The sequence below is a fragment of the Desulfosporosinus sp. FKB genome (assembly GCF_002196705.1).
GTDB lineage: Bacteria > Bacillota > Desulfitobacteriia > Desulfitobacteriales > Desulfitobacteriaceae > Desulfosporosinus.
The window spans coordinates 1-18,766 of the sequence record NZ_NADJ01000001.1 but is presented as its reverse complement, the minus strand read 5'-3'; the positions used below and the strand labels follow the sequence as shown (position 1 = coordinate 18,766).

Genomic DNA, 18,766 nt, shown 5'->3' with positions numbered 1-18,766 from the left:
TCATTATCGACTGCGGAAGCGCCATCGCCCACGATATCCTGTCGGCGGTTTCGCTGCTGGAGGCTGATTCTGTTCTCCGGCTGGTCAACTGCGACCTGAAATCTGTCAGCTACCTTTCGTCGCAGCTACCGCTCCTGAAGGATCAGAAATGGGATACTGACAAGCAGTATAAGGCGGCTTCCAACATCAAGCCCAATCAAGCCGGAGAGCATATTGAGCAGGTCTTGGGAAGCGTCGCTTTTAAGCTTCCCCATTCGGACGAGGTGGAGAATCTGGCTCTTGCGGGGAACCTGCTGGGAGAGCTGACGCTCAAGGACAGCAGAGGCTTTCGCAAGGAGATCGCCAGACTTGCAAAGGAGGTGTTCGGCGTATGAGTAAAAAGAACCATAACCAGGCAGAAAATATCCCGCCGCTCACAGGAGAAAAACAGCAGACCATCACCATGACAGGCAATCAAGGCCTGTTTTTTTCTTCCGATGGGGCGGCCAGGGAATTCGGACCGGTGCTTCATGAGGTGCAGGAGTACATCTCAAGTAAATATGCCGTGCTGATCACCGATGGAGGCACGGAGGAAGTCAAGGTCCAGATTAAGAGGTATATTACCAAATATGTTCAGGATTACCGCATTGCAGTTGCGGGCATGTCACAGGAGCAGCTGGTGGACGCCCTGTATACCGAGATGGCGGAGTTTTCGTTCCTGACAAAGTATATTTTCGGCGCCGGTATTGAGGAAATTGACGTCAATGCCTGGAACGATATCGAGGTACAGTACAGCAGCGGGATTACTAAAAAGCTGGACGAACACTTTGACAGTCCCGAACACGCCATAAATGTGGTGCGGCGTATGCTCCATGTATCCGGCATGGTGCTGGACAACGCCAGCCCAGCTATTTTGGGTCACCTCTCCAAAAACATCCGTATCGCTGTGCTGAAAACCCCTCTGGTTGACGAGGATGCGGGAGTATCCGCTTCAATCCGTATCGTAAATCCCCAATCCATGAAAAAAGAGGATTTCATCCGGGGCGGTACCGCTGCCGGACCGATGCTGGACTTTCTGGCAGAATGCCTCAGATACGGCATCTCCGTCTGTGTGGCAGGAGCCACCAGCTCCGGAAAGACAACGCTGGCGGGATGGCTTCTGACAACCATACCGGACAATAAAAGGATATTCACCATTGAGAACGGCTCCCGTGAGCTGGCATTGGTGCGCCGGAAGGACGGAAGGGTATGTAACAGCGTCATCCATACCCTGACCCGCATGAGTGAAAACGAGAAGCAGAACATCGATCAGGACATCCTGCTGGACATGGCTCTGCGCTTTAATCCTGAAATCATCTGCGTAGGCGAGATGCGCGGACCGGAGGCCTATGCCGCCCAAGAGTCAGCCAGAACCGGTCACACGGTGCTGACTACCATCCACTCTAACAGCTGCGAGGCTACATGGCGCCGAATGGTCACTTTGTGCAAAAGGAAATATGACATGGCGGACAACACGCTTATGGATCTGGTGACAGAAGCATTCCCCATCGTAGTGTTTTCCAAGCAGTTGGAGAACAAGCAGCGGAGGTTGATGGAGATTATGGAATGCGAGATCCTGCCGGACGGAACACGAAGCTTTCGCAGCCTGTTCCAGTTTCAGATCACAGAGAACCGCGTGGAGAACGGAAAATTCATTATCAACGGCTGCCACAGCGCAGTTCAGGCGATCTCGCCAAGCCTGCAGAAGCGTTTTCTGGAAAACGGGATGCCGCAGGACACCCTGAAACAATTCCTCGCGGCGGGAGGTGCTGCCTGATGATGACAATCCTTTTAGTTGCCTGTGCCGGTTTCATCACAGGCGCTTTTCTTTTCCTCGGAATTTCCCCGCTGGAATTTACCAACGAGCTGTTCGGCTTTCTGACCCGTAGAAACAGAAGCATCAAGGCTGAGATCAACGAAGCTGCCCGGCGTAAAAAGCCATCCTTCCTCCGCCGTGAGATCACCGAGGTGCAGGAGATTCTTGCCATTACCGGACGAGACTCACGCTTCTCCATGATCTGCGCTGCTTCGCTGATATTTTTTGGAGCAGGCGCCTGCCTTGCCATCCTGATAGGCAATATATTCCTTGTGCCCGTGACGGCGGTTGGCATGATGTTTATTCCCTTTTGGTACATCAGGCTGACAGCCACGCATTACAAAAAGAACATCGCCGCAGAGCTGGAAACTGCTCTGTCTATCATCACTACGGCTTATCTGAGAAGCGAGGATATCCTGACGGCGGCGGAGGAAAGCATTCAATACCTCAATCCTCCTGTACAAAGCGTATTTGCCGGATTTCTGACGCAGGTGAAGCTTATTGACCCCGATCTGGACAAGGCGCTCCACATCATGAAGCCAAAAATAGATAATGAGGTGTTCCAAGAATGGTGCGATGCCATAGCCGCATGCCAGCATGACCGCAGTCTTAAGACCACGCTGACTCCTATTGTCAGCAAGCTCTCAGACATGCGTATTGTGAATGCCGAACTGGAATACCTGGTGTTTGAGCCGCGCAAGGAATTCATCATCATGGCCCTGCTGGTGGTCGGCAACGTGCCAATCATGTATTTTCTCAACAAGGACTGGTATCATACCCTGATGCATACGGCGGCGGGGCAGATCATTCTGGCAGTCTGCGCCGCCGCGATTTTTGTCTCCACTGCGTTTGTAATCAGGCTGACCAAGCCCATCGAGTACAGGAGGTGATAGAAAGAATGACACAACTGTTTTTTACAGGAGTCCTCCTTGCCGCAGGGCTGTATTTCATTCTGGCAAGCATCCTGAAGCTGCCTACAATGGACACAGCCAAGGCCATGCTGAATGCGGGTAGGAAGAACAAAAAAACCGCCAAAAGCGTGGAAGCCTGGCTCATGTCCGGGGCAGTCAAGCTCTCAAGGTATATCCGGATGGACGAATACAAGCACAGCCGCATGGCAAACGTCCTGAAGGCGGCTGGCTTAAGCATGACGCCGGAGGTTTATTCGGCCTATGCCATCACAAAAGCCGGAGCTATTCTGCTGGGTGCGATTCCCTGCCTGTTTCTTCTTCCTCTGCTCTCGCCGGTGCTGATTATCCTTGCTGTCCTCACATACTTCAAGGAAATTCGGAAGGCCGACGAGCAGCTCAAGGAAAAGCGGGAGCAGATCGAAGGCGAGCTTCCGAGGTTTGTTTCTACCATTGAGCAGACCTTGAAGGCCAGCCGTGACGTACTGGCAATGATGGAGAACTATAAGAAAAATGCCGGTCCCGCCTTTGCCCATGAGCTGGATGTTCTGACGGCCGACATGCGCTCATCCAGCTATGAGGCAGCGCTGACCCGGTTTGAGGCAAGGCTCAATTCACCCATGCTCTCCGATGTGGTCAGGGGGCTCATCAGCGTCCTGCGCGGCGATGACAGCGCTGTGTATTTTCAGATGCTGGCACATGATTTTAAGGCATTGGAACTCCAACGGCTGAAAGGACAAGCGCAGAAGATCCCGTCGAAGATCAGGGTGTTCTCGTTTATCATGCTGATGTGCTTTCTCTTGACCTATCTCGTCATTATCGCCATGGAGATACTTAGTTCCCTTGGCGGGATGTTTTAAGGAGGTGCGATATGGATCATAAAGATATTAAAGCGGAGCTTTGGGAAAAGCTTGAGGCAAACTATATCTCCCTTATGCGGAAGTGGTTAAAGCTGAAGCCGCTTCAGCTTATTGAACAAGCGGAGGAAATTGCCGCCACTAAACTGGTGTACAGCGAACTGAAGGATGGCGGGTACAGTATGGATTATCTGGAATACCTGCTTCGCTTCAAGAATCCGCTGGAGGTGGTGCGGGATAAATGGATTGAGGAAAACGGCTCTGAAATGGTGCATGATGATGACATAACTCATGCGCTTTGGTCTATTGCCGATAAGCAGGACGCCGAACAGGACTACGAGCCGGATGAAGCCTATATCTCACCTGGACAGGGGGTGGGGATGTGCTGAAGCTGCTAAGAAGTAAACGCGGCGAGGGGTATATCGACGTGGCGGTGCTGGTGCTGTGCGTGATGCTGGTCATCGCCTTGGCAGTGAGCGTACTTCCGGTGTTCGTAACAAAAAACAAGCTGGATACCTACGCTTCGGAACTCTGCCGTGAGGCAGAGATTGCCGGGCGCGTCGGCAGCGAAACCACCCTGCGGGCACAGGTTCTCACTGAACAGACAGGACTTGCCCCGAATATTTCATGGTCGAAAACCGGAAGGCTCCAGCTGAACCAGGAATTCACCGTGACTGTCACCACGCAGGCGGATATTGGCCTGTTCGGAGGCTTCGGGAGCTTTCCCGTCACCCTGAAGGCCGAGGCCAGCGGCAAGAGCGAGGTGTACTGGAAATGAGATTTGGCAGAATTTATGATATACTGAAAAGCAAAAGAGGCACGTCCTTTCCGCTTGTCGTTGCCGTCACCCTCGCACTCGTGATTGTTTTCTGCGGCGTTACCGAGTCCATCCGGCTGATGATTGTAGCCCAGGGTGTCCGGGATGCTGTGCAGTCTGCAGTTATCTCGACAATCAACGACAATTATGACAACGTGTATCATGGCGAGCGGGAAGGCTATAGCGGAGCCTATCAGCCAAGTGCCTCAAACTTTCAAGAAAGCCTGGATTATGGCGATATATACGGCAGACTGGATCACCTGCTGGGGCTCCGTCAGGAAAACGGCTATCATGTGAAAGATGCTGGGGATGACATGGAATTCCGGCTGTCCGGCCTCTCCGTAGACCTTGACAACATGCCCCTGGCCCCCGCGAGTCCCGATAATTCAAAGGGCTTGCAGGCCGATGCAGCCATAAAGCTGGAGGTTCCGGTATCCTTTGGCGGGAAAAGCCTGCCGCCCATGGTGATCAATCTCAGGGTAAAGGCAAAATATATACCGATATTTTAACGTTTTAGGATTGGCCATAGACTTCCGGAAATTTCTGTAGTATGGTGTGTCATTGAAAAGACATATCAACCTTTAACACAAAGGAGGTATCCTGAAATGAAACTGACAGAAAAAATGAAAAAGCGCCTCACCGTCGCCGGACTCGGCGTGGTGTGCGTCGTCCTTGTCATAGCGATAGCCTCGCAGTTTAGAACAGAAGCGCCTAAAGACGTAACCGTCCAGCCCTCTTCCACGGTATCGGACGCTGTCAGCCCCAGCATTCCGCCCGTGGAGCCCAGCAAGGCTCCGGAGGTGAACGCCCAGCCCATCGACCCGGCAGCGGCTTCCGTTCAGTCCACTGATACCGGCAACTCCACGGGTACGGAGCAGAGCATACAGGCGGAGGTCACAAAGCCCACAAAACTGCCGCAGGAGGTATTGACCGACCCATCCAAAACTCCGGACGGAGAGAAGGTAGACAAAGGTAAAAAGCCGGAGAGCAATGCGTCGTCTTCAACGCCGAAATCCGGAGATAAGAAGAACGGTAAAATCTATGTCCCCGGTTTCGGCTGGATCGACGATAACGGCGGCGGAGGTTCGGGAACAACTGCCGGTGATATGTACGAAAACGGCAACAAGATCGGGAAAATGGACTGAAAAACTTAATAAGTAAGGGTGAAGAACACAGCAGAGATGCTGTGTTCTTTGCGTTGCAAGGAGGTTTTCATGAAACGGACACTCAGCATTTTTCTTTTACTTGTGCTGTTGCTTTCTCTGCTTCAACCTGTTGCAGCCCGTGCCGAGGGCGAGGGTAACATAGATAACGGCGGCGGAGGAATGGGCAACGGTACAAACACAGATTACTGGAATCCCGGTGATGAAGGCGTGAGAGTGACGGTCATCCGGGTAAGCGACCATGCGGTTGTGACTACACCGATTGACCTTACAAACAAATATCCCACGATTTCCGTTAACTTTAAAAAGGTATGTAAAATCTCATATATCGGAGGACGTGCTCTTTCACCGGACACGAATGCATACGATTATATTAATCCATCCCAACCCCTGCCCAAAATCATAGGTACGTCAGGTGGCAACGCTAATATTGCCGCAATCAAAAGCTATTTCACCGACGAGCAAGTCATTCGTAGCATCGCAAACCTCACAGGCATGGATTTTAATGTTCTGACAAACGGTCAATACCGTCTACTCCTTGAACCCATTGCATATATGACCTTTGGAGGAATCAATTACGCCATGACAGCTACCGAAGCAGCGCTTTTTGACCGTCAGCTGAACGGCGGACTGCGGAGCCAGATGGCAACGCTCAGTCATAAGAACCTGCCGCTGGCGATGTTCCTGGAAACGCCGGACCTTGGCTACCCGGCGTGGGGCGGCTCTGCAACCACCGCCGCGTCGGATGAGGACATCATTTCCTCCCTTGGCCTGGGCATCGTGCGCTTTAATGAAGCGGAGCCGGAGCCACCGGAGGTTACTGCAGCTGATTATGAGTATCGGGTCAATACTGAAGTCATCACATCAGTTACTGTTCGCGGCGGTCAGTCAGATCCGGATCATCCAGTCACAGTGAGGTTTACAATCGGCGGTCAGACCTATACCGTTAACGGAGTATATTATCCGGAGGGAGACAGCCAGCTAGTGTGGGTTCGTTGGCGGACGCCTGCGACTCCGCAGCTTATGACCATTCATGTTTCGGTGTCGGGCGGCGGCTCTGCAAGCCAGGGAACTATCATTGCAAAGATTGTGGATCTCTCCGGAAATGATCCACCGAATCCGGTAGCTGATGACCGGAATGACTCCTACTCTGCATCCGCTGTGACTAACAAAGCTCAGAAAACCTCAGCTTTCTGGGGTGTGTGGCGACCGTGGTGGCATTCCAATTGGGTATGGATTTCTACGGGTGAAGATACCGGTTATTGGGTAGACGAAGGCTGGTGGGAGTTCGACTGGCTCTCTTATTCCGCAACTCTATCGGCTGCCATGAATGTCGTTCCCGATGCCAAAGACCCCACAGCATCCGGGAAAACTATGAAAAGCGGATACGGCATCAATCAGACCGTTACCGCAAATGTCAGCACTAATCAATCCTCGGCAGTGACCGACGCGCAGACAGCCGTGACATATTTCCCCGAATTCCGGTACGAAACCTACTGGCGGCTGCTGGAACGAACACAGGCCGGATACAGCTCAAAATTCGAGTTTAAGTCTAATAAATACTCGACCTACAAGCGCCGGACGCATTTCACGCCCATATGGTTCCCAGACATTAGCTATACGCCTTATACCTGGCTCACTGACTGCTGGACTCCGGCCGGTATGCTTTCCATGAACCTCACCGACTCGGTGACTATCCGGGGAAGCCTTTGGGATGACTGGCACATCGCACCGGTAAAGCCATAACAACAGAAAAAAGATACAGGACCGCAGGGAAATGAAACGCTTTGCGGTCTTTTTAATGCAAAAAAATTAAAATCAGAAAGGTGGTTAACCTCATGAAACTCAAAAGAATCCTGCCTGTTTTCCTTGTGGTCCTGCTGCTGGGCTTCGTTCTATGTACGACTGCTTATGCCACAACGCCCACAGGCGACGTGGCCGGAGCAATCCAAAACACCTGGAACGACGCCTCCCAGCAGATCAAGACCGTGGTGAATAAGGTGGTATTTCCAGCAATCGACCTGATACTGGCGGTGTTTTTCTTTGCCAAGCTCGGTACGGCCTATTTCGACTACCGGAAGCACGGACAGTTTGAATGGGCAGCTCCGGCAATCTTGTTCGCTTGTCTTGTGTTCACCCTGACCGCCCCGTTATATATCTGGCAGATTCTAGGGATGTAGAAGAAGAGCCAAAAACCACCAAGCGTATAGTTAATTAATTGGAACGCAGATTTCGCAAAGGTGTTGTTCTATTAGTGGAGCCGCATAGCGTTCCAAAATCGGCCGTGTAGGATCAGGCAGATAGTTGTCTGCAGAAAGCTTTTGAAAAATTTCTGCCCAAGCCTGTTTTATAGCCTCAGTTGTATGCTTAACAATACAAACCGCATACTTCCCTCCGGCAATGTCACCTAGCTGCACGTCTGCGTTTTCTATAAGGTAACCTTCAGGCAGGAGTATGCAAACATCATATCGACAGTTTTCGGGAGGCATGATCTGTGGGTCGTCGTGGGCGATGCCCAAAATCACCGTTTTATTGTTCATCAGATCATTGGTTTTCGCCCAGTGTTTCAAATGTTCCATAGCCTGGATGTTTCCCAAACCATAAGAGCCAGTTTGCCGAATGTAAGCTATACGGCTGGGGGATATGTTCTCTACGTTTATAATCATTACATTTTCCTCTCTTTCGTTATATTGTGACCGTCATTTTTCACAGTACGATGCTTTAAAATGAAATGCAACTTAAATTTAAAAAATTGTATGTTATTACCAGTTAAGCAGATTGCCATTATGCAAGTATTGACTGATAAACCTATGTAGGAGGTAAGAAAATGAATTACTTTGAACAGGAGCTGCGTAGGCTGTTCGGAAATGTCACTAATATCACTGATAAAAGGTTCGTCGGAAGGGCTTTCTTCGGCAAGCTCACCGACGATCTCCGTGTCAGGATTGAGTTCGTCACGCTGGGCATGGCTGACCATTACGAGGCAATCAAAGCAACCGTAATAAACCGTAACGACGGCCCGGTGGATGCCCTCACGCTTCGATTCACCGACCTGCTCGGCAAGAAAATGGTCAGCAACCAAAACTTCAGGGATGGTATCGCCCCGTATATATGGAAGTATGGGGACAAAATCGGATGGTATGTCTACAAGCCGACAAAAGCGGATTACGATCAGATCTCCGGGGCTCTTAATGATTACTTAGACGTATTCCGAGAACCAAAGCTGGATATGGAGCAGTCCGGCCATAACGAAAAGGGAATGACAATGCAAGGTATGTAAATATGGCAATTTTCCGGGAGTCTGTGGGATGACAGGCTCCCTAATTTTTTATCCGGAAAGGAGGTGACAACCCATGTTTATATGGGATTTTGTCGCCGACAAGGTTCTCGGTCAGATCGTTGACTGGATCTACGGCCAGATCATCGGCTTCCTCGGCAACTTTTTCGCGGCCATGGGAAATATGGGCGCAGACCTGTTTGATATGAACTGGGTAAAGTCTATCGTCCTGTTTTTTGTTTATCTGGCTTGGGCCCTCTATGGAACCGGACTGGTGGTTTCGGCCTTCGAATGCGGCATTGAGTACCAAAGCGGGAGGGGAAGCATCAAGGACGCCGCCATAAACGCCATCAAGGGCTTTATGGCTGTCGGACTATTTTCCACGGTGCCGATAGAGCTTTACAAACTCTCCATCTCCCTGCAGAGCAGTCTCACGGCGGGAATCACTGGTCTGGGAACGGGTATCGACACTGTCGCCGCCAACATCATCAATCAGCTGAGTGCCGCGGGAAATCTTGAAAACGCTACTAATGCAGGGGTGTTCGGCGGCATGGGAGTGATCACCAGTCCCATTATGCTGATCTTCATTCTCATCCTCATGGGATACGCGGTGATCAAAGTCTTTTTCGCAAACTTAAAGCGCGGCGGCATTTTGCTCATCCAGATTGCTGTAGGCAGCCTGTATATGTTTTCCGTCCCGCGCGGGTATCTTGACGGCTTCGTCAGCTGGTGCAAGCAGATTGTCGGCCTGTGCCTGACAGCCTTCCTGCAGTCCACCATCCTCATCGCGGGGCTCATGGTGGTCAAGGATCATGCCCTGCTGGGGCTGGGCTTGATGCTGTCTGCCGGTGAGGTGCCGAGAATCTCCGGAGCGTTTGGACTAGATACCAGCACAAAAGGCAATCTGATGAGCGCCGCTTATACTGCGCAGACCGCCGTCAACATGACGAGAACCGTGGTAAAGGCGGTGGCTGCGAAATGAAGCTGGTATATATCTGCTCCCCCTATGCCGGGAATATCGAAAACAATGTTCGGTTTGCCAGAGCTGCTTCCCTCTATGCCGCAGAGCATGGTTGTGCGCCTGTCGCAGTTCACCTGTTATACCCGCAGCTTCTGGACGACGCTGTACCAGCCCAGCGTGAGATCGGCATCCGGATGGGACTGCGGGTACTGACCTCCTGCGATGAGCTCTGGATCTGCGGAGAGCGCATAAGCCTAGGCATGAGCAGTGAAATCGCAGAAGCCGAGCGACTGGGCATCCCTGTCAGAAGCCTGTCAACAGAACAGATACAAGAGTGGCGCTGTATGAAGGTATTGTCCGATTATCCTATAGAAAGAAAAATCAAGCCGGAAGAAGCGCCTTCCCACGGCTTGAAGCTGCAGCTGTGACCTCATCGCTAACCCTCGGAAGCCTGTTTGACGGGATCGGCGGTTTCCCGCTGGCAGGCGTCCGGCAGGGCTTCACCCCTGCATGGGCCAGCGAGATCGAGCCGTTTCCCATTGAGGTTACGAAATTACGGTTTTCTGAAATGCTTCATGTAGGCGACATTACAAAGTTGAAGGGCACTGAGCTTACTCCCGTGGACGTGGTCTGCGGGGGTTCTCCATGTCAGGATTTATCGGTAGCGGGTAAACGCGCCGGGCTTCAGGGAGAGCGATCCGGCCTGTTCATGGAGCAGATCCGTGTTATAAAGGAGTTGAGAGAGCATGACGCAAGAACCAAACGAACAGCTGACCCTGTTCGACTTAGACCCAGATATATGGTCTGGGAGAATGTCCCCGGAGCTTTCTCCTCCGCAGACGGAGAGGACTTCCGGGCGGTGCTTGAGGAAACCTGCAGAATTGCTGACAGTACCGTATCTGTACCTCGACCTCCGGGAAGGATATGGAAGTCTGCTGGGGCCATATTGGGCGATCAATTCTCACTTGCTTGGCGAGTATACGACGCTCAATACTGGTCCGTCCCACAAAGGCGCAAAAGAATCTATCTTGTCGCAGATTTTGGAGGACACACCGCACCCCAAATACTATTTAAGCAAGACAGCCTGTTTGGGGATACTGCGCCGGGCGATGAAGCGCGGAAAGGAGCTTCCCCCTGTGCTGAAGCAGGCGCTGGAGATCCAGGCGGGAGTAAAGTCTGTGTAGAAGCAGACGGCGGTCCTATCGCCTTTGCCTGCAACCAGCGGGATGAGGTGCGGGATTTGCACGATGTGTCCGGAGCAATTCAAGCTCAGCCGGGCATGAAGCAGCAGACCTTCATCGCCGCAGGCTTCTCAGCCGGTCAGGGTGAAAAGGCCGGAGGAATAGGCTGTCAGGAGGAATGCACTCCGACCCTGAACTCGTCGGATAGCGGCTCCAACATGGTACCTTCCGTGCTGTGCCTAAACGATCAGGGCGGCAGCATAATGAATGTAAGTCACAATATTACCGGTACGCTTCGCGCGCAGATGGACGGTCACCCTCCTCTCGTCTTGGGCAATGTGCCGGAGCTGTACGAGAATCATGGCATTGACTCACGCTATACAGGTCCTCATGACGTAGCGCCGACCATGTCAGCTCGGTACGGAACAGGCGGCAATAATGTGCCGCTTATTACACAGAACTCAATAATGTCTGACGATGAAAGTGACGAACCGGCGTATGCGGAAACCTATTGCATTGCCGGAAACATCATCGACCGGCAGGATCATAACGGCGGCAACGGCATGGGTTTCCAGCCGGATATAAGCTATACATTAAATACCGCTGACAGGCATTGTGTATTCTCCCAGCAGCGAAGCGACGAATATGTTCACAATGATGTGGTCAGCACCCAGAGCGCTCGGCAATATAAGGACTCGACTGATCTTATTTGCCAACCGGACGTCGCTGGTCTGGACTGCCGCAACGGTACTGAAAACGGTGATCTGAGCGGAACGCTCCAGTCTAGGACGGACGGAGGATACTCTCTGAATAATGTGCATCCTGTCCGTATCGGGAAGCTCATCCGACGCTTAACTCCGTTGGAATGTGAAAGATTGCAGGGCTTCCCTGACTACTGGACAGACATCCCCGGTGCCTCGGACAGTGCAAGATATAAAGCCCTTGGCAACAGCGTGGCGATCCCCTGTGTGGAGCATGTGCTCCGGGGGATCGCATTTTTTTTGCGAAAATTCTATGAAGAACAGGAGGAATCCGAATGTATATCTACCCCGACAACCTGAAATCCAAGGCGGTGCTGTGGCTGTGGCAGCTCAGGGATATCGGTGCCATCGGCGTCGGTCTTTTGCTCTCTGTGTTTGCGCTTGCGCAGCTTAAGCTTCTCCCGCCTATCGTTATCACGGCCCTCTATGCTTTCTTGACCATCCGATTTGAGGATACCAGCATCCTGGACTTTATTAAATATGCCTGTGCCTTCTTCTTTATAAAGCAGCAGACCTACGAATGGGGGTACGGAAAGCAATGAACAGGAAAGAAAAAAAGGCTGGCAGGCAAAAGCAATTCACCCGCCAGCTCATCAATACAAAGGGCGTCACAGAATACAGCCTTCTGACCTATAGAGGCGACGAGCTTGTGTATTTTCTGATCAAGCCTACCAACATTTCAGTCCTGTCTGAGGACAGCGTATCGGCGAGGATCTATGCTCTGATGACCGTCCTCAAGGGAATGGCGGAGCTGGAATTCCTATGTCTGAACAGCCGTGAAAACTTTGAGGACAACAAGCAGTTCCTGAAAAACCGGCTGGAACACGAGAACAATCCCGCTGTGCGCAGGCTGCTGGAAAATGACCTGACTCATCTTGACCGGATACAGGTACAGATGGCAACGGCACGGGAATTCCTTGTTGTCATCCGGCTTCGGACCGAGAAGGAAAGCGAAGTATTCCCATATTTGAACCGCATTGAAAAGACCCTGCGCGAGCAGGGCTTTTCAGTAATAAGAGCGGATAAAGAGGACATCAAGCGCATCCTTGCCGTCTATTTCGAGCAAAATGTTACCACCGAACAATTCGAGGATTTTGACGGGGAACGGTGGATTGTCCTGAACGATTAAATTTATCTGCTGGAAAGATGATCCATCCACAGCTGAAAGACCCGCTTGTTGGTTTTTTCATCCTTGTGGTTGAGACAAAATAACAAGTCATTGGTAAAGCCCTGTAGGTACCCTGGGATGATTGGAACAATAAAAAACTGTTCTATGATCGCTTGATTTAGTTGTTCCATTGGACCTTCCCCAATTAGATGGACAATTTTATTGTAGTGATCATTCAGCTTTGAAAGACTCTTAATTTTGGAAAGATTCTGTTCCTGCTGGTGCCAGTAATCAAGGACAGCTTGCTTTAAATAGGGTTCGGATAAGGAGATATAATGTAAACTGGCAACGGTATGCATATCGTCATAAATATAAGAGTGTTCCTCGAATTCCTTTGCCGCCACGTCATAAAATAGATGATCCTTACATGCTTTTTTGCCTTCTAAGACATCAAAACAAAGCCTTCGCAGCCATGAGCCGGCCTCGAATCCATCATTGGTAGAATCATAGGCTAGGGTACAGTTGGCTGTTTCAAAAATAAGGGACAGGTAGCTGTCCAACAAGTCCTTCCGGAGACCCAGCCTCCCCCGGATTTCATTTGCCAGCTCAAAGACTCGCTGGAGGGAGCATTTTGTGGTTCCAAGGGCCTCAAACCCCAGTATTTGTCCGCTGTTTTCAAAAACATTCATCGTTTTATCCCGACCTTTCTATATTTGGCCGGGGATTTCCCGAAAGACAAAAAACGCATGCAAAGGTGCGGACGGTCCCGTCCGGATTCCCTTGCACGCGATAGGTGTTTCATACTTGTACAGCCATGACAAAAAGTGTAAAATGTTTTTGTCATGGTGCCGTTTTACGGTTGTGCAGGGTGCTCTTATCACCTTACGCAGGGCTGAGATGTTCCCGCATTTCAGCCTGCCATGATGTATTTTGTTGTCAGAGAAATCCCGTTGACGTGTATTACACCTCTGTAAGGAAGAAAAGTCAAGACGATTCTCAGCCGGCCTTTCAGTTGAAACTATCAGCTATTCGAATTTTGAGTGAAAATATAGTATAATATATATACAAGGCGGGTGTTGAAATGAGAGATCTCGAAAAACTAATTGATGAGGTTAACGGCTCAATGTCAATGGAAGGCATGCCGCTAACACAGACCGATAAAGACAGAATCAGACATTGCGCGGGGAATGAAGAACTGGTTGAAAAAACGATAGCCGAACTCATCAAAAAGCACACGGCTGTCATGGATCAAACCCATGAACAGCAATTATGATTATAGCTACGAGTGGGATCAGAGATATTGTTACCCTCATTCCAAGGTGCTTATCAACAAGCTGGGCATTAAGGATGAGGAAAAGCTTCGCATTGCCGAAAGAGAAATAACCTCTTTACGGATTGCCAATGCCAAAATAAGCGTTATAAAAGGCGATTTTGACCTGCTACATCTAAAAAGGGTTCACAAGTATATCTTCGGTGATATCTACGAATGGGCAGGCGAAATAAGATGGGTAAACATTGCCAAAGGCAATATGTTTTGCAGCTTTGAGTTTATAGAATCCAATGCCGGTTCGCTTTTCAACAAGCTGAAAAGGGAGGATTATTTGAAAGATACCTCCCAAGATAAAATCCCGCTCCGCTTGTCGCATTACCTCAGTGAAATTAATGCCCTTCACCCTTTCAGAGAAGGAAATGGCAGGGCGCAAAGACTCTTTATTGAATATCTGGCCGAAAACGCGGGTTATGGTGTAGACTTTTCCCAGGTGACCGACAAGCAAATGATTGAAGCAAGCGCCGCTTCATTTCTGTGCGATTATACGAAAATGGACGAGATTTTCACTGCGATAACCCAACCGCTGCAGGGAAACAACATGACGCAAACTTTCATGGGATAAATTCGAATACACAACTCAGAAAAAGGCAAGTTTCATAAATAAGCGGGGGAGTATTCATTTTGCGAATATTCCCTTTTTATATTTTACCGATATAAGAGCCGTTTGCTAATTGTATCCATAGAGCAAGCGGCTTTTTTCATATCCAAATTCAAGCAGAAGGAAGTGAATTCAATGGTCCAAAGAAGATCCGGTGCACTAGAGACTGCACGGGATGATGTGCGCATCCAGGAATTCCTAGATATGATTTCTCCGTCCATGATTAGGTTTTTCACGGACTATTTTATTTGCGGCAACACATACCGCTGCGTATGGGCGCTTCGCGAGTACCCGACAGCCACGGAAGAACAGGCGATTTTGCGCCACCTGGGTGAAAAGGACGGCATTACCCTGCACATCTATACCCGTCACGTCACAGCGGTGGAAGAGAGGAAGATTATCAGCAACGCCGCCAATAAGAACCGTCTGAACAGGAACAACACCAACGACCTTCAGCAAACCGTCACTGCCGAAAGCAACCTTCAGGATGTTGCGGGTATAGTGGCAAACATGCACAGAAACAAGGAGCCGCTGCTCCACGCAGTCGTATATATTGAGCTGTCCGCCCATGACCCTGACCAGCTCAAGCTTCTGCAGACCGAGGTACTGACTGAGCTGATCCGAAGCAAACTGAATGTCGACCATCTCCTGCTCCGCCAGCAGCAGGGCTTCCTGTCGGTAATGCCCTCCGGCTGGAACGTGTTCGGCGATCAGTTTGAACGGGTGCTGCCCGCCAGCTCGGCCGCTAATCTTTATCCCTTTAACTACAGCGGCAAAACAGATCCCAATGGCTTCTGCCTGGGCAGGGATAAATTCGGCAGCAACATCCTCGTGGATTTTAACCGGCGCGCCGATGACAAGACCAACGCCAACATCCTTATCCTCGGCAATTCCGGTCAGGGCAAGAGCTATCTGCTAAAGCTCATTCTGACCAACCTGCGGGAATCCGGCATGAAGGTGATCTGCCTCGATCCGGAAATGGAGTTCGAGGATCTCACAAACAACCTCGGTGGTTGCTTCATTGACCTGATGACCGGCGAATTCATCATCAATGTTCTGGAACCCAAGACCTGGGACGAAACCGGCGATCCCAAAGATACGGGAGCACCCCAGGCATTCCGGCAGACATCCAAACTCAGCCAGCATATCAGTTTCTTGAAAGACTTTTTCCGCGCCTATAAGGATTTTGATGACCGCCAGATCGACACTATTGAGATTATGCTGGGCAAGCTTTACAACAAATGGGGCATCACAGATTACAGTAATTTTGACCGCTTAAAGTCCGCAGATTACCCGATCCTGTCTGACCTGTACGAGCTGATCGAGTTGGAATACAAGGAATTTGACGAGAGCAAACGCCAACTCTATACAGCGGATACGCTGCGGGAAATCTGTCTTGGACTCCATTCCCTGTGTAAGGGTGCGGAGTCCAAATTTTTTAACGGGCACACCAATATCAAAACCAGCGAGTTTGTAACTTTCGGGGTCAAGGGGCTTCTGCAAGCCAGCAAAAATCTGAGGAACGCCCTGCTGTTCAACGTGCTGTCCTACATGAGCAACGAGCTTCTCACTACCGGCAATACGGCTGCCAGCATTGACGAGTTCTATCTGTTCCTTTCCAACCTGACTGCTGTGGAATACGTCAGGAACTTCATGAAGCGCGTCCGCAAAAAGGATTCAGCAGTGATTCTCTCCAGTCAGAACCTTGAGGACTTCAATATCGACGGCATCCGGGAGTATACCAAGCCGCTGTTTTCCATCCCTGCCCACGCTTTTCTGTTCAACGCAGGGAACATCGATAAGCGGTTCTATATGGATACGCTCCAGCTGGAAGAATCGGAATACAACCTGATCCGGTATCCCCAGCGTGGTGTATGCCTGTATAAATGCGGAAACGAGCGATATAACCTCATGGTTCATGCTCCGGAACACAAGGCAAAGCTCTTTGGAAAGGCAGGTGGACGATGATGGAAGTGGGTGATGAAGCATGGACATGAAAGAGCAGCGCTTCGGAATTGAGATCGAAATGACAGGACTGTCCCGTCAGCGCGCCGCACGCGTGCTGTCGGAATATTTCGGACGGCCTGCCAGCTTTGACGGCGGCTACTACGGAGAATATTCAGTGCTGGACAGCCAGAGCCGCCGCTGGAAGGTCATGAGCGACGGCAGCATAACTACAGAAAGAAAGGAAGGACGGCAGATCGTTTCGGCAGATAACACCTACAGCGTGGAGCTGGTCAGTCCCATCTGCCGCTATGAGGATATCGAAACCATACAGGAGCTTGTTCGCAAGCTTCGGCAGGCCGGAATGATTGCAAATAAAAGCTGCGGCATACACATTCACCTGGACGCCTCGCCGCACAACGCCAACACTCTGCGAAACATCACCAACATTATGGCCTCCAAGGAGGATCTCGTCTACAAGGCTATGCAGGTTGAGGTGGCGAGGGAACGTCAGTACTGCAAGAAGGTTGAGCAGAGCTTCCTGGAAGAGCTCAACCTTAAAAAGCCCCGGACGCTGGACGAGGTCAGCCGCATCTGGTATCACGGCAGCGACGGCCGCCGTGAGCATTACCACAATAGCCGGTATCATTGCCTCAACCTTCACAGTGTGTTCCAGAAGGGCACCATAGAGTTCCGGCTCTTTAATTCCACCACTCATGCCGGGAAGATCAAGGCATACATTCAGCTCTGCCTCGCTATATCCACACAAGCTCTTAACCAGCGGTGCGCCAGCCGACAGAAAACCCGCAGCACCAATGAGAAGTATACCTTCCGAACTTGGCTTCTACGGCTTGGGCTTATAGGGGATGAATTCAAAACCGCCCGGCTTCATCTTCTGGAGCATCTGGACGGCTGTATCGCCTGGAAAGACCCGGCGCAGGCTCTTCAGCAAAAAGAACGGTTACGACAGAAGAAAGAAAAGGAGCTGGCCGAAGCGGCACAATCGGCAACGCCGCAGCAGGAGCAGACAACTGAAAACGAACAGGAACAGGCCGGGGAGCAGAGCATATACCCCGGCCTTTCTATGTCAATGTAGCAAGGAGGAACGAACAAAATGAAATCTGAAACCCTGTATATCGCCTATGGCAGCAATCTCAATTTGCCGCAGATGGCATTCCGCTGCCCGACCGCAAAGGTGGTCGGTGCCAGTGAGATCAAGGATTACGAGCTGCTGTTCCGAGGCGGACGGAGAAGCTCCGTCGCAACTGTGGAACCGCTCAAGGGCTCCAGCGTCCCTGTTCTTCTGTGGATGCTGAAGGAAAATGACCTTCTGGCTCTCGACTGCTATGAGGGACATCCGTCCTTCTACCGCAAGGAGATATTCGATGTCGAGTTCAGAGGCAAGACTGTTTCGGCCATGGTATACATCATGAACGATGGTCATCCCTTCGGCTCGCCTTCGGATTATTACCTCAACACCATCATGGAGGGCTACCAATCGGCGGGCTTTAATACTGAACTTTTAGAACAGGCTGTGGAAAAATCCATCCGTCTGGCACAGGAGCAGCAGGAACCGGAGCAGGACACGCTGTTCAGCCCGAAATGGTGGTGATGCTCCATGGCAGATCCCGCAGCCATTACCCTTACGGTTAGGGCAGCCATCGCTGCTGCAGCCGATAAACGGACATGGAAGGCAATCGGAGTGGTCATAGCTTCCATCCTGACTCCCATCATTCTGATTGTCGTAATGATCATGAGTATTCTCTCAGGAGGCTCTGATCACAACAAAGCTGCCATCGATCTGTCCTTTAACGGCGGCAGTATTCCAGCGGCCATGCCTGCCGAGTACGCTTCGCACATCAGCGACATGAGTAATTGCTTTGCTGTTCTGGACGAAGCTATATCCGAGGCTGAAACCCGGATGGAAGGAGGCGCTTTGGATAACATCCGCATCAAGTCCATTTTTTATTCTCTGAATTTCGGCGCTGAAAATCTGTCCCTGTCAAGGACAGAAGCCCGCGCCTTCG

At 50.9% G+C, this 18,766-nt stretch carries 22 protein-coding genes and 2 pseudogenes; 22 read left to right on the top strand and 2 right to left on the bottom strand.

Translation table 11 applies throughout. The features are described 5' to 3' along the window. From B5Y67_RS00120 to B5Y67_RS00075, 10 genes and pseudogenes are all read left to right on the top strand, one after another. A pseudogene (locus B5Y67_RS00120) lies at positions 1-374 on the top strand (ParA family protein); the annotation flags it as partial. Next, positions 371-1,795, top strand: coding sequence for a CpaF/VirB11 family protein (locus tag B5Y67_RS00115; RefSeq protein WP_088224595.1), 1,425 nt, complete (start codon positions 371-373; stop codon positions 1,793-1,795). The pseudogene B5Y67_RS00120 and the gene B5Y67_RS00115, both read left to right, overlap by 4 nt. Continuing rightward, on the top strand, positions 1,795-2,724 hold the full coding sequence (locus B5Y67_RS00110; protein WP_088224594.1) for a hypothetical protein: 930 nt from the start codon (positions 1,795-1,797) through the stop codon (positions 2,722-2,724). Before B5Y67_RS00115 ends, B5Y67_RS00110 begins: the two co-directional genes overlap by 1 nt. A gap of 8 nt (positions 2,725-2,732) precedes the next feature. Further along, entirely contained in the window at positions 2,733-3,602 is an 870-nt protein-coding gene (locus B5Y67_RS00105) for a secretion protein F (protein ID WP_088224593.1), read from the top strand. An 11-nt stretch (positions 3,603-3,613) separates the two neighbouring features. Beyond that, a complete protein-coding gene (locus B5Y67_RS00100) occupies positions 3,614-3,988 on the top strand; it encodes a DUF3848 domain-containing protein (protein WP_075366809.1) in 375 nt (124 codons plus the stop codon). After that, positions 3,982-4,377, top strand: coding sequence for a DUF4320 family protein (locus B5Y67_RS00095; RefSeq protein ID WP_075366808.1), 396 nt, complete (start codon positions 3,982-3,984; stop codon positions 4,375-4,377). Before B5Y67_RS00100 ends, B5Y67_RS00095 begins: the two co-directional genes overlap by 7 nt. After that, entirely contained in the window at positions 4,374-4,925 is a 552-nt protein-coding gene (locus B5Y67_RS00090; RefSeq protein ID WP_075366807.1) for a hypothetical protein, read from the top strand. The genes B5Y67_RS00095 and B5Y67_RS00090 overlap by 4 nt, the downstream gene beginning before the upstream one ends. 96 nt (positions 4,926-5,021) lie before the next feature. Continuing rightward, on the top strand, positions 5,022-5,561 hold the full coding sequence (locus B5Y67_RS00085) for a DUF6550 family protein (RefSeq protein ID WP_075366806.1): 540 nt from the start codon (positions 5,022-5,024) through the stop codon (positions 5,559-5,561). A 69-nt stretch (positions 5,562-5,630) separates the two neighbouring features. Next, entirely contained in the window at positions 5,631-7,325 is a 1,695-nt protein-coding gene (locus B5Y67_RS00080; protein ID WP_075366805.1) for a hypothetical protein, read from the top strand. 92 nt (positions 7,326-7,417) lie between these two features. Further along, positions 7,418-7,759 carry a DUF3852 domain-containing protein gene (locus B5Y67_RS00075; protein WP_075366804.1) on the top strand — a complete coding sequence of 114 codons (342 nt, stop codon included), beginning with the start codon at positions 7,418-7,420 and terminating at the stop codon, positions 7,757-7,759. Between the two features lie 30 nt (positions 7,760-7,789). Here the strand turns inward: B5Y67_RS00075 and B5Y67_RS00070 are convergent, their stop codons facing one another. Beyond that, positions 7,790-8,245 (bottom strand): GyrI-like domain-containing protein, encoded by a 456-nt coding sequence (locus B5Y67_RS00070; protein WP_075366803.1) that lies wholly within the window; start codon positions 8,243-8,245, stop codon positions 7,790-7,792. A 161-nt stretch (positions 8,246-8,406) separates the two neighbouring features. Between B5Y67_RS00070 and B5Y67_RS00065 the strand changes: the two genes are divergently transcribed. The 6 genes from B5Y67_RS00065 to B5Y67_RS00040 all read left to right on the top strand — a co-directional run bounded on the left by B5Y67_RS00065 (position 8,407) and on the right by B5Y67_RS00040 (position 12,888). Further along, positions 8,407-8,859, top strand: a complete 453-nt coding sequence (locus B5Y67_RS00065; protein WP_075366802.1) for a hypothetical protein — start codon at positions 8,407-8,409, stop codon at positions 8,857-8,859. Positions 8,860-8,932: 73 nt separating this feature from the next. Further along, entirely contained in the window at positions 8,933-9,838 is a 906-nt protein-coding gene (locus tag B5Y67_RS00060) for a conjugal transfer protein TrbL family protein (protein WP_075366801.1), read from the top strand. Next, the gene (locus B5Y67_RS00055) at positions 9,835-10,245 is read left to right on the top strand and encodes a DUF4406 domain-containing protein (RefSeq protein ID WP_075366800.1); all 411 of its coding nucleotides are present in this window, start codon (positions 9,835-9,837) and stop codon (positions 10,243-10,245) included. Before B5Y67_RS00060 ends, B5Y67_RS00055 begins: the two co-directional genes overlap by 4 nt. Further along, the gene (locus B5Y67_RS00050; RefSeq protein WP_075366799.1) at positions 10,242-12,059 is read left to right on the top strand and encodes a DNA cytosine methyltransferase; all 1,818 of its coding nucleotides are present in this window, start codon (positions 10,242-10,244) and stop codon (positions 12,057-12,059) included. Before B5Y67_RS00055 ends, B5Y67_RS00050 begins: the two co-directional genes overlap by 4 nt. Further along, positions 12,035-12,301 (top strand): hypothetical protein, encoded by a 267-nt coding sequence (locus tag B5Y67_RS00045; RefSeq protein ID WP_075366798.1) that lies wholly within the window; start codon positions 12,035-12,037, stop codon positions 12,299-12,301. The genes B5Y67_RS00050 and B5Y67_RS00045 overlap by 25 nt, the downstream gene beginning before the upstream one ends. Beyond that, positions 12,298-12,888 (top strand): hypothetical protein, encoded by a 591-nt coding sequence (locus B5Y67_RS00040; protein WP_088224592.1) that lies wholly within the window; start codon positions 12,298-12,300, stop codon positions 12,886-12,888. Before B5Y67_RS00045 ends, B5Y67_RS00040 begins: the two co-directional genes overlap by 4 nt. 2 nt (positions 12,889-12,890) lie before the next feature. On the opposite strand, the gene B5Y67_RS00035 is transcribed toward B5Y67_RS00040, so the two are convergent. Further along, complete coding sequence (locus B5Y67_RS00035) at positions 12,891-13,556, bottom strand: hypothetical protein (RefSeq protein ID WP_088224591.1); 666 nt, start codon at positions 13,554-13,556, stop codon at positions 12,891-12,893. A 392-nt stretch (positions 13,557-13,948) separates the two neighbouring features. On the opposite strand from B5Y67_RS00035, the gene B5Y67_RS00030 reads away from it, so the two are divergent. The 6 genes and pseudogenes from B5Y67_RS00030 to B5Y67_RS00005 all read left to right on the top strand — a co-directional run. Then, complete coding sequence (locus B5Y67_RS00030) at positions 13,949-14,140, top strand: hypothetical protein (protein WP_088224590.1); 192 nt, start codon at positions 13,949-13,951, stop codon at positions 14,138-14,140. After that, complete coding sequence (locus tag B5Y67_RS00025) at positions 14,124-14,759, top strand: Fic family protein (protein WP_034378340.1); 636 nt, start codon at positions 14,124-14,126, stop codon at positions 14,757-14,759. The genes B5Y67_RS00030 and B5Y67_RS00025 overlap by 17 nt, the downstream gene beginning before the upstream one ends. A gap of 171 nt (positions 14,760-14,930) precedes the next feature. After that, the gene (locus tag B5Y67_RS00020) at positions 14,931-16,763 is read left to right on the top strand and encodes a DUF87 domain-containing protein (protein WP_088224589.1); all 1,833 of its coding nucleotides are present in this window, start codon (positions 14,931-14,933) and stop codon (positions 16,761-16,763) included. A gap of 19 nt (positions 16,764-16,782) precedes the next feature. Next, positions 16,783-17,835 carry an amidoligase family protein gene (locus B5Y67_RS00015; RefSeq protein ID WP_088224588.1) on the top strand — a complete coding sequence of 351 codons (1,053 nt, stop codon included), beginning with the start codon at positions 16,783-16,785 and terminating at the stop codon, positions 17,833-17,835. Positions 17,836-17,853: 18 nt separating this feature from the next. Beyond that, positions 17,854-18,351 (top strand): gamma-glutamylcyclotransferase family protein, encoded by a 498-nt coding sequence (locus B5Y67_RS00010; protein ID WP_088224587.1) that lies wholly within the window; start codon positions 17,854-17,856, stop codon positions 18,349-18,351. Positions 18,352-18,357: 6 nt separating this feature from the next. After that, positions 18,358-18,766: pseudogene (locus B5Y67_RS00005) on the top strand (hypothetical protein); the annotation flags it as partial.

Coding starts and splice junctions, on each gene's coding strand:
- B5Y67_RS00090 (WP_075366807.1), top strand. CDS start 4,374: ATGAGATTTGGCAGAATTTATGATATACTGAAAAGCAAAAGAGGCACG.
- B5Y67_RS00055 (WP_075366800.1), top strand. CDS start 9,835: ATGAAGCTGGTATATATCTGCTCCCCCTATGCCGGGAATATCGAAAAC.
- B5Y67_RS00035 (WP_088224591.1), bottom strand. CDS start 13,556: ATGAATGTTTTTGAAAACAGCGGACAAATACTGGGGTTTGAGGCCCTT.
- B5Y67_RS00105 (WP_088224593.1), top strand. CDS start 2,733: ATGACACAACTGTTTTTTACAGGAGTCCTCCTTGCCGCAGGGCTGTAT.
- B5Y67_RS00030 (WP_088224590.1), top strand. CDS start 13,949: ATGAGAGATCTCGAAAAACTAATTGATGAGGTTAACGGCTCAATGTCA.
- B5Y67_RS00015 (WP_088224588.1), top strand. CDS start 16,783: ATGGACATGAAAGAGCAGCGCTTCGGAATTGAGATCGAAATGACAGGA.
- B5Y67_RS00045 (WP_075366798.1), top strand. CDS start 12,035: ATGTATATCTACCCCGACAACCTGAAATCCAAGGCGGTGCTGTGGCTG.
- B5Y67_RS00065 (WP_075366802.1), top strand. CDS start 8,407: ATGAATTACTTTGAACAGGAGCTGCGTAGGCTGTTCGGAAATGTCACT.
- B5Y67_RS00115 (WP_088224595.1), top strand. CDS start 371: ATGAGTAAAAAGAACCATAACCAGGCAGAAAATATCCCGCCGCTCACA.
- B5Y67_RS00110 (WP_088224594.1), top strand. CDS start 1,795: ATGATGACAATCCTTTTAGTTGCCTGTGCCGGTTTCATCACAGGCGCT.
- B5Y67_RS00060 (WP_075366801.1), top strand. CDS start 8,933: ATGTTTATATGGGATTTTGTCGCCGACAAGGTTCTCGGTCAGATCGTT.
- B5Y67_RS00010 (WP_088224587.1), top strand. CDS start 17,854: ATGAAATCTGAAACCCTGTATATCGCCTATGGCAGCAATCTCAATTTG.
- B5Y67_RS00020 (WP_088224589.1), top strand. CDS start 14,931: ATGGTCCAAAGAAGATCCGGTGCACTAGAGACTGCACGGGATGATGTG.
- B5Y67_RS00075 (WP_075366804.1), top strand. CDS start 7,418: ATGAAACTCAAAAGAATCCTGCCTGTTTTCCTTGTGGTCCTGCTGCTG.
- B5Y67_RS00080 (WP_075366805.1), top strand. CDS start 5,631: ATGAAACGGACACTCAGCATTTTTCTTTTACTTGTGCTGTTGCTTTCT.
- B5Y67_RS00040 (WP_088224592.1), top strand. CDS start 12,298: ATGAACAGGAAAGAAAAAAAGGCTGGCAGGCAAAAGCAATTCACCCGC.
- B5Y67_RS00085 (WP_075366806.1), top strand. CDS start 5,022: ATGAAACTGACAGAAAAAATGAAAAAGCGCCTCACCGTCGCCGGACTC.
- B5Y67_RS00100 (WP_075366809.1), top strand. CDS start 3,614: ATGGATCATAAAGATATTAAAGCGGAGCTTTGGGAAAAGCTTGAGGCA.
- B5Y67_RS00070 (WP_075366803.1), bottom strand. CDS start 8,245: ATGATTATAAACGTAGAGAACATATCCCCCAGCCGTATAGCTTACATT.
- B5Y67_RS00025 (WP_034378340.1), top strand. CDS start 14,124: ATGAACAGCAATTATGATTATAGCTACGAGTGGGATCAGAGATATTGT.